Source organism: Acinetobacter sp. ANC_7588 (genome assembly GCF_056783995.1).
In genome coordinates this window covers 158,669-168,868 of the sequence record NZ_JBWYIU010000006.1, presented here as the reverse complement: position 1 = coordinate 168,868, position 10,200 = coordinate 158,669, and the positions used below count along the sequence as shown (strand labels likewise).

At 40.0% G+C, this 10,200-nt stretch carries 9 protein-coding genes; 4 read left to right on the top strand and 5 right to left on the bottom strand.

The window, feature by feature from the left end:
- Positions 1–460 (bottom strand): phage late control D family protein (locus AC1M9J_RS07865; protein ID WP_481952120.1); only part of this gene is annotated, 460 nt, incomplete at its 3' end.
- A gap of 107 nt (positions 461–567) precedes the next feature.
- Positions 568–825 (bottom strand): sulfurtransferase TusA, encoded by a 258-nt coding sequence (gene tusA, locus AC1M9J_RS07860; protein WP_035264077.1) that lies wholly within the window; start codon positions 823–825, stop codon positions 568–570.
- Positions 826–1,025: 200 nt separating this feature from the next.
- Between tusA and AC1M9J_RS07855 the strand changes: the two genes are divergently transcribed.
- Together AC1M9J_RS07855 and lnt are read left to right on the top strand one after the other, a co-directional pair.
- Positions 1,026–1,865 carry an HlyC/CorC family transporter gene (locus AC1M9J_RS07855; protein WP_092767211.1) on the top strand — a complete coding sequence of 280 codons (840 nt, stop codon included), beginning with the start codon at positions 1,026–1,028 and terminating at the stop codon, positions 1,863–1,865.
- Entirely contained in the window at positions 1,862–3,421 is a 1,560-nt protein-coding gene (gene lnt / locus AC1M9J_RS07850; RefSeq protein WP_481952119.1) for an apolipoprotein N-acyltransferase, read from the top strand. The genes AC1M9J_RS07855 and lnt overlap by 4 nt, the downstream gene beginning before the upstream one ends.
- Positions 3,422–3,484: 63 nt before the next feature.
- On the opposite strand, the gene AC1M9J_RS07845 is transcribed toward lnt, so the two are convergent.
- The 3 genes from AC1M9J_RS07845 to gspF all read right to left on the bottom strand — a co-directional run bounded on the left by AC1M9J_RS07845 (position 3,485) and on the right by gspF (position 5,788).
- Positions 3,485–3,817 (bottom strand): hypothetical protein, encoded by a 333-nt coding sequence (locus tag AC1M9J_RS07845; protein WP_481952118.1) that lies wholly within the window; start codon positions 3,815–3,817, stop codon positions 3,485–3,487.
- Positions 3,818–4,098: 281 nt separating this feature from the next.
- A complete protein-coding gene (gspG, locus tag AC1M9J_RS07840; protein ID WP_228143111.1) occupies positions 4,099–4,524 on the bottom strand; it encodes a type II secretion system major pseudopilin GspG in 426 nt (141 codons plus the stop codon).
- A gap of 58 nt (positions 4,525–4,582) precedes the next feature.
- The gene (gene gspF / locus AC1M9J_RS07835; protein WP_481590406.1) at positions 4,583–5,788 is read right to left on the bottom strand and encodes a type II secretion system inner membrane protein GspF; all 1,206 of its coding nucleotides are present in this window, start codon (positions 5,786–5,788) and stop codon (positions 4,583–4,585) included.
- Between the two features lie 152 nt (positions 5,789–5,940).
- Here gspF and AC1M9J_RS07830 point away from each other — a divergent pair, with 152 nt between their 5' ends.
- Together AC1M9J_RS07830 and AC1M9J_RS07825 are read left to right on the top strand one after the other, a co-directional pair.
- Positions 5,941–8,163, top strand: a complete 2,223-nt coding sequence (locus tag AC1M9J_RS07830; RefSeq protein ID WP_481597487.1) for a primosomal protein N' — start codon at positions 5,941–5,943, stop codon at positions 8,161–8,163.
- 110 nt (positions 8,164–8,273) lie between these two features.
- Positions 8,274–10,154, top strand: coding sequence for a monovalent cation:proton antiporter-2 (CPA2) family protein (locus AC1M9J_RS07825; RefSeq protein WP_481596142.1), 1,881 nt, complete (start codon positions 8,274–8,276; stop codon positions 10,152–10,154).
- Positions 10,155–10,200 lie beyond the last annotated feature (46 nt).

Here is a 10,200-nt window from a genome sequence, read left to right as displayed (position 1 = left end):
TCGAGGCAAAGAGTGGGCTTTTGTTTTGCCATTCTTCAAAGAGGATTTCCACCACTTCGACCACGGATTTGTTCATAAATACGCGGCTGTTGCGGCGTTTGTGCCAAAGTGAGGTTGCATCGTTAAGCGTAAGTTTGTAGAGGGTCAGTGCCCCATCGCTTTGTCCTTGTGAGGCTTCGGTGATGATGCCTGTAGTTCTAAACAGGGTGCCTTGATCGGTGACTTGATCGACGGCCACTTGTGTGCCGATGAATTGTTTGAGTGGAATTAAGGCATTGGTCGAGAGACAGATGAGTTCTGCTTGCACGCCTTCGTTAAGGGCATGGCTGCCATCGATGCGTTGTAGGAAGACTTGGCTATTCAGTTGTGAATGACTGAATTGGATGTGGAGGGCTCTGTTTTGGGCAGTTAGACCGAGCTGTTCAATCGTACGCTGAATATTATTGATGAAATTCTTCATGTCAAAATGAGTTAATCATTATTATTTAGATATTCTTAACCCAAATTGTACACGAAAAAATCAATTTTAAACGATATGAATTGTTTCAACCGTTAATTCACGACGGGCTAACCTTTTTTTACCAAATAATGAAATTCTTTGTTCCCATTGTCATCTAAACGTTCTTCTTGCAACAGCAATTCATGACCAAGATGCATACAGAATTTAGGAATATCCCAAGAAGTTGAATTATCTGTTGCAAATACTTCCACCACATCACCAGACTTAGATTTACGAATGGCTTGATGTAACATCATCACCGGTTCTGGACAACGTAAACCACGTGTATTCAACTGGATTTGAGGTTGAACTTGAGAATCAGACATTCAATATCGCCCTTAAAAGATTGGGCGATTATTTTATCATAATTCAATCTTTTCACTCCCAAATTCAGAAAAAGACTCCAAATACAGTGGTCTATGATCAAATAGATCATTAGGAATCAAAATTTTACCAATAGACAAGCGTATTTTCTTCGGTATGATTAAAACTTATTTTTTCAATTGAAGAGTCTTTAGGAAAGATCATGCAAGAGGAATCAGGTACATCGTGGGGTATGCGTGGCTTACGCAAATGGTTAGGCACAGCCCCAGAAACCCGAGATGAACTGTTAAAAATTGTACAAGATTCACGTCGACTACTCGAACCAGATACAGTAGCGATGCTCGAGGGAATCTTTGACCTTCCAGCGACTAAAATTCGTGAAGTCATGACGCCACGAACTTCAATGGTCAGCTTACAAGAAGATGATGAGTTATTGGATATTCTTGATGTTCTCATCGAGTCAGCGCACTCACGTTTCCCTGTATTTTCAACAGATCAACCTGATAACGTCATTGGTATCCTTTTGGCAAAGGACCTCTTACCTTTCTTAAAAGATCGTGATTCGAAAGTAAATGTACATTCGCTGATGCGCCAACCGATCTTTGTGCCTGAAAGCGCGCGTTCTGATCAAGTGCTCCGAATGCTAAAAAACACTCAAACACATATTGCGATTGTGATTGATGAATACGGTTCTACTTCGGGTTTAGTGACACTTGAGGATATTCTTGAAGAAATTGTGGGTGAAATTGAAGATGAACATGACAATGTCGATGAAGAAGCCAATTTCATTGTTCCAGATCAAACCAGCAACAGCAGTAACACGTGGTTAGTTCAAGCACTTACACCAATTGAACATTTTAACAATGTTTTAAATGCTGAATTTTCCGATGATGAAGTGGAAACTGTGGGTGGACTATTACTGCAAGAAATTGGTTTAGTCAGCGATCTTCAAGGCCAAGTGATTGAATTGGGAGATTGGGAATTTACCATTGTGGAAGCAGATGTCCGTACTATTCATCTGATTCGAGCTGTGCGTAAATGAGAGCCTATTTTCAAAAATTATTGAGTCCTTCAGAAAAACAAAAATCATTACCTTTCATTTATCCACTCCTTATTGCTTTAACAGCAGGTGCGACTTTTAGTCTCGCACTTGCACCTTTTTATTGGTGGTGGCTGGCAATATTATCGCCAGCATTGCTATATGCCACACTCAGTAAGCGGAATTCTAAACAAGCATTCCTCATCGGTTGGGCTTACGGTTTTGGATTATGGTTTGTAGGTGCATTCTGGTTATACACCTCTATCCATGTGTATGGTGATACATCTGCGTTTTTAAGTGTCATCATGATTGCGATTATGGCCTTGGTGATGGGGCTATTTACTGCAATACAAACTTGGATATATCGTCGATTCTTTCCAGAAACACCACTTACTTTTGCCCCTTTATGGGTATTCTTTGAATGGGCAAAAACTTGGGTATTTACTGGTTTCCCTTGGTTATTTGCAGGTTATGCTTTTACAGAGCGCTTCTTAGATAGCTATGCACCTTTATTTGGTGTATTTGCCGTTTCTTTCGTGGTCATTCTCATTGCATCTGCACTTGTTGAACTGCTACGAAAACGCTACTTTTGGGCTATTCCAGTTTCAATTGTATTGCTAGGTGCATGGGGCGCATCCCATTTAACTTTTGTTGAAGAAAGAAAATCTGCACCGCTGAGCGTTTCTTTAATCCAGGGTAATATTCCTCAAGATTTAAAGTGGTTAACTGAGTATCAAGTAAAGACACTTGAAATCTATGCACAATTAACACGATCAGAATGGGGACGTGACTTGGTGGTTTGGCCTGAATCATCTATCCCAATGTTTCAATCAGATATTGAACCATTTTTAGATGCAATGGATCAGCAAGCCAAAAGTACCAACACAGCTTGGGTAACAGGCATTCCTTATTGGGATTTAAATGAATCTAAGGCATTGGGTTATCCGCGTTATTACAACTCCATGATAGCATCTGGTGATGAAGCTACAGGCTTATATAAAAAACAGCGTCTCGTTCCTTTTGGTGAATATATTCCGCTGTCTGGCCTGTTAAGTTGGGTGTTACCTGCGCTTCAAAATGATCCTTCAATGAGCGGTTTTTCACGTGGTCCGCAGGATCAAGCTCCTTTTTCAATTCACAACCACAAATTAGCTGCTGCGATTTGTTATGAGGTTGCCTATCCGAACCTAACCCGACGCAATGCACTAAATAGTGATTTCCTCGTCACCGTTTCAAATGATGCGTGGTTTACGGGTACGGCTGGTCCGTGGCAACATTTACAAATGGTACAAATGCGAGCAAAAGAAAATGGACGCTGGTTTATTCGTGCAACCAATACAGGTGTAACTGCTTTTATCAACCACAAAGGGGAAATCGTCAGCCAAGCCCCAATTGATCAAAAAGCGGTTCTTCGTGGTGATCTACCTGCAATGGAAGGGCAAACTTGGTATACGAGATTCAGTGATTGGCCAATATTGGGATTGTCATTGATTTTATTGATGATGGGTTGGTTCTTTAGACCACGTGTTGTCGATGTCAGTTTTAAATCTCGTCGATAACACTTGGTTCAAATCAAATATACGTTCTATATCAAAAAAACCGAGCAAATATGCTCGGTTTTTTTAAATTTGTGTTGTGAGGTAAGACAGCATTGCCATCAAACTCAACATGGGAATAGATCGATAAATTTTAATGAGCAGCGCTTCAAATGTTGAAGATACATCAGACAGCGTCAAAATAGATGCTTTAAGTGCACTATAAAAACTTAAAATCGTAATCGCACTAAATACACTAATCGCCATAAATCCGATCATGATTTGACTGCTTGCATCTGCATTTGACCAAAGATCAATAAATAGATGACTGATAGGCAATAAGCTCAAAATAAGCAGTGCAGACTTGAGCACAGTCCAATGAAATAAATTGATTTCATCTGACAATATTAATGCTTTCATCATTCCCCCTTATTATCAAGCTAAGCTGTTAGCTCCATTATGCAGGGAATAATTAAAATAAAAAGCCTAATTTTCTTCATATTTTCTGTTTCTTGTAACCATTAAATATGGGAATAATTCTTATTATAAATCTCAAAAAACCTTTATTTTTAAAAATTATAATTATCAATGATTTGGTTTAATATTTCTAAATAATAAAGATTATCACTTCACTCAATATTTATTAATTCGATTAAGTGAAGTGATTAATACCATGAATGGTTTTTAATAATGATTTTCATTTATGGTGTGTAAAAGATATCAGCATCATTTCCTTCACCACCCTGCTTTCCATCTGCGCCGAATGAATAAAGATCATATGCACGACCTTCCGAACCGGGAATCACATATTGTAAATCATTATCCCAACTATCTTTAGGATAACCACCCTTCACATAACCACCAGGTAACCAGTTTTTTGCTGAAGCTGGTTGATTGACTAAGGCATCCAAGCCACCATCTTGCATCGATGGATATTGGTTATTGTCTAATTTGTATTGATCTAATGCACCTGCAACACCTTTCAGCGTAATGATTGTGGTATCAACCTTCGCTTTCTCACCACGACCCATGACATTAGGCACAATCAGTGCTGCAAGCACACCTAAAATCACAATCACCACCATCACTTCGATCAGGGTAAAACCAGATTGTTTTCGCATTTTCATCTTGTTTCGCATATTTTCACTCGCTGTTTCATTCATTATTAGAATTTATTGAATCTGTTTAAATCATATTGTTCATGTTGACGATTGGCAACATGACAGCAATCACGATCACCAATACAATCGCAGCCATTAACACCAACATTAGTGGCTCCAGCAACGCCAATAATGTCGAAATTAATGTGGTAACTTCTCGATCTTGCATCGTCGAAGCTCTTTCTAACATTCGATCCAACTCACCCGAGGCTTCACCACTTTTGATCATTTGCACCATCATCGGTGGAAAATAACCACAGCGTTCAAGTTGCGTCGCCAAATTTCCACCCTCTGTGACCTTTTCAGCCGCGACATTGACTGCATCTCGAATAACCCAATTGCTACTTACTGCTGCACCAATTTTCAACGCGTCGACCAAAGGAACACCAGATTGCGTTAAGATAGATAAGGTACTTGAAAAGCGGGCGGCATTAATACCTCGTGATAGTTTTCCAAATAATGGCAACTTCAACGTGAGACGATCAAAAGCATAATGCCCTGCGGCAGTCCTTAAAAAACGCACCAATATAATGAATCCCAACGCCGACGCGACCAATACAAATGGCCAAGCTTGACGTATAAAATCACTGGCTTTCATTAAAGCAACCGTAATCCAAGGTAGCGCATCTTTACTTTGGTCAAAGGTTTTAACGATGTCTGGCACTACATAGGTCATGAGTCCCATCACGATACCGAAAGACATCAACATCAAAATAATAGGATAAATCATTGCACCTTGAATCTTCTTTTGCATCGCAAAGCGATTTTCAGTGTAATCAGCCAATTGATCGAGAATAAGATCTAAGTGTCCTGATCGCTCACCAGCAGCAATCGTTGCAATATAAAGTTCAGGGAATCTGCCAGATTGTTGCATCCCTTGAGCCAAGGAATGACCTTCTAAAACCTTTGATCTTACAGATAACATCAAATTTTGCACGTGAGCTTTTTCGCTTTGTTTGGCAACTGCTCTTAATGCTTCCTCAAGTGGGATCCCCGCTGCAACTAATACGGATAATTGGCGAGTCATCAAAGCTAAGTCATAAGCTGTAAACTTTTTTTGAAAAAAACCACCAGTTCGATGCTTGTCTTTTTGTTCTACAGCATCAACTTGTACTGGAATCCATTGTTTATCCCGAAGCTGTTGTCGAATCTGTCGGGCTGAATCACCTTCTAGCACACCCTTTTGCTGCTTTCCTGAAGCATCGATGGCAGTATATTGATATGCGGGCATGATAATGCTCTAATTTTCCTAATTATGATGTCTTAAGAGTTGCCTTAGACCGTTCTCTTCATTCATATTGATCACTTGCAACAACTTGAACACTCTATCACAAGCATTGGTTATCCACGATAAGTTTTCACCATATTGATTGACGACTATATATGACAAATATTTCAGAATTAAGCCAAATTGTTTATCGAGTGCGCATCGCGGTGCCAGTTTATCTATATGATTGTTTTGATTATGAAGTTTCTGCAGAACAATACCAAACTATACACATAGGTTGCCGTGTTCTTGTTTCGTTTGGTCGTCAAAACTTAGTCGGAATCGTACTCGAAAAGATCGCACCGGAAACGCCATTAGATCCGAAAATCAAACTGAAACCCATCACTGAAATCTTGGATCTGCAACCCATACTCAATGATACGATCATTCAGCTCGCGCAGTGGTCTGCTCAATATTATCAATTCCCCATTGGGGAAGTCATGCATACCACTTTGCCGACATTTTTAAGGCAGGGTAAACCCTATAATTTATTAGCTCACTCTTGGAAAGTTTTAAATTTAGACGCTGAAAAGAAAGTGGCTCGATCTTTAAAACAACAAGAGGCTTATAAAATTTTAAAGCTACACCCTCAAGGGACTGCCGAGACGATACTGAATTTGAGTGGTGTGGAAACAGCAACATTAAAAGCGCTTGAAAAGAAAGAAATCGTCGAATGTAAATTGATTCAGCAGGACTTTAGTCCTGAACCTGTACAGCTGGCTCAAATGCCATTGACTGCAAATGATGATCAAAAAAAAGCAATTCAATCCATTTTAAAAGCACAAAATCGCTATCAAGCATTTTTACTCGATGGTTTAACTGGAAGCGGAAAAACTGAAGTTTATTTGCAAGTCATGCAAGAGGTTTTACAAAAAGGTCAGCAAGTATTGGTACTGGTACCAGAAATTGGCTTAACCCCTCAAACTATCAGTCGGTTTCAATCTCGCTTTCACTGCAATATTGTCTTGTTGCATTCCGGACTGAATGACACAAAGCGCCTCCAAGCTTGGCAATATGCTCAAACAGGAAAGGCCTCCATTATTCTTGGTACACGCTCTGCGATTTACACCCCCATGCCAAATTTAGGGCTCATTATCTTAGATGAGGAGCATGACCTGTCATTCAAACAACAAGAAGGTTTTCGCTACCATGCACGTGATGTTGCTCTCTATCGCGCTTATTTAGAGCAATGCCCCATTGTCCTTGGCTCAGCAACACCAAGTATTGACTCATATCATTTGGTGGAGCAAAAAAAATTAACGATTCTGAAACTCGATGAACGTGCTGCAGGTGCAAGCTTACCTAAAATTCATTTAATTGATCTAAAGATTGCTCAAAAACAGCATGGTATAAGCGAACAACTCATTAAAGAAATTCAAAAAAGACTCAATCAAGAAGAACAGGTACTGATCTTTTTAAACAGACGTGGTTATGCACCTGTCCTGATCTGCGAAAGCTGTGGATGGCAAGCCAATTGTCCCCATTGTGATGCACATTTTACGCTTCATAAAAAACCATATGAGCACCTGCATTGCCATCACTGTGGGACAATTAATCGACTGCCTGATCAATGCCCCTCTTGTCAGCAACACACCTTGAAGCCTATTGGAATGGGCACGGCAAAAGTTGAAGAGAATTTACAACATTTATTTCCAGACTTTCCTGTGGTCAGAGTAGATCGTGATTCCACGAGCCGTGTCGGTAGTTGGCAAAAAATTTACGAGCAAATTCATCAAAGTAAACCGATGATTTTACTTGGTACGCAAATGTTAGCCAAAGGTCATCACTTTCCGTATGTAACCTTAGTTGCAATCTTAGATATTGATAGTGGCCTACTCAGTGTTGATTTCAGAGCAACGGAACGAACAGCCCAATTGATTGTTCAAGTTGCAGGTCGTGCAGGACGAGGTGAAAAAAAAGGTGAGGTTTATCTACAAACTTTACGACCTGATCACCCTCTACTCAACACGCTCATTAATAAAGACTATCGTGCTTTTGCTCGTGAAACACTTCATGATCGTCAATCTGCTTTACTCCCTCCAATGCGCTATGCAGCATTAATACGTTGTGAATCGCGTAGTCAGGAAGAAAATCTCAATTTTTTAACCAATATGACACAATCGCTCCAACAACATACTGGTGAGCTGATTGAGATTTGGGGTCCAATTCCTGCGCCAATGGAGCGAAAGGCTGGGCGTTATCAGGCACATGTGGTTTTATTGTCATCAGATCGTGCAAAAATGCATTTCTATATACGAGAATGGTGGCCATTTGTGCTTCAACAAAAACCTTCAACGATGAAGCTCAGTATTGATATAGATCCTCAAGAGCTAAGCTAATCATGAATAGAGTTAAATTATCAAAGTCGAAGACCTGAATTAAATTTACACAGCTAAAGCAGACACGATTACAATTTCATCAGTCCAACATTCCACTTTAGGGAAGGCCAATGCCATTGTTGTTACAAATCACAATTTTTCTAGCTGCCGCATTAATTTTTGTTCCGCTCGGAAAAAAAATTGGTATTGCGACAGTCTTAGGTTATTTGTTTACAGGAATATTACTTGGTCCAAGTGCATTGAATGTGACCAATGATGCCGAAACATTAATGAAATTAGCTGAGTACGGCGTGATTTTTTTGATGTTCTTAATCGGCCTAGAATTACGCCCTCAGCGCTTGTGGAATATGCGTCACTCTATATTTGTGATTGGAAGTGCTCAAGTCTTGATCACAGGTATAATTCTTGTCGCAACCATTTGGCTGTTCTTCCAACAGCATCTTGCTGCTAGTGTCGTAATTGGTCTTGCCCTTGCTTTATCATCTACAGCATTTGTCATGCAATTACTTGCAGAAAAGCAGCAGCTGAATACCGCGCATGGTCAGCAATCTTTCTCTATTTTACTGTTTCAAGATATTGCCGCTATTCCTTTACTCGCCCTGATTCCCCTACTCGCGGGAAATCAGTCTACACATCATGGTATTGCTTATTTTGCCGCTGTTGTTGCAACGTTTACTGGCTTATTTTTATTTAGTCGCTATGTGATGCGACCATTTTTTAGATTCATTGTACAGAGTGGTGCCACTGAACTCATTACGGCTGCTGGACTCTTCATTGTTTTGGCTGTCGTTCTGTTTATGGATATGCTCGGATTAAGCACCACGCTCGGTGCTTTTCTGACAGGTGTATTACTCGCGGATTCTGAGTTTCGCCATGAACTGGAATCGAGCATTCAACCCTTCAAAGGGTTATTACTCGGTTTATTCTTTATGAGCGTAGGCATGATGACACCGATTGATCTCCTCGTAGATCAGCCGCTATTCATTTTTGGTGGGGCATTCGTGCTGATCATCATAAAAATATTAAGCATGGTTGCAATCGCGCGATATTTTAAATTTCAATGCAAAACCAGTGTATTGATTGCCATTTGTCTTGCTCAAGGAGGAGAATTTGCTTATGTGATCTTAGCTGTTGCGAATACCGAAGGTTTAATTACTCAAGCAGTGTTATCCCCTACGATTCTGATCATTGCAATTTCGATGGCACTCACCCCTGTCATTTTCTGGCTTGCACAACGATGGCTCATTCCATATCTTGATCGAAAGACTGATAGCGCTGAAGATGTCCCATTACCAGACACTCATTCAACATTAATCATTGCAGGTTTTGGACGCGTCGGACAAATAGTGGCGCGCGTTGCTTATCTCAATCATGTCAGCTTTACAGCCATTGATAATAATTTAGAAAAAATTGATTTTGTGAGAAAGTACGGTGGTAAAATTTATTATGGAGACGCCTCCTCCCCTGATTTATTGAGATCTGCAGGCATCGAGCATGCTAAGGCATTTGTACTTGCTGTAGACGATGTGGAAATGTCGATGAATATTGCTCGCCATTTACGTTTGAATTATCCAACGCTCAAACTCATCGTCCGTGCCCGTGATCGACATCATATGCATTTACTTAAAGACTTAGGCATTGAGCATATTTGGCGTGAAACTTTTCTATCTTCACTCGGTATGGCATTTCGCACCTTAACCGCGTTAGGTTTAAGTCAAGAACATGCTCAACATAGTATTGAAATATTTAGAGACTATGATGAGCGTCTATTAGCTGAGCAACAACGCATCTATACGGATGATCAAAAAGTCTTTGAAAGCTATCGAAATTTCTTAGCGGAACTCGAACAAATTTTTGAAAATGATGCGCAACAACATCAACCACTTTTAGAAAGTTTAGATGAAACCATTGATTCTGAAGTAAGTTCTGTAGAACGACGCGCTAAGCACTCGCAAAACCAAATTAATGTTTGTCGAGATGAAGAATTTTAACTTGTGATTTACAATATCGTCACCATCTAGACAGGGATTTGGAGAA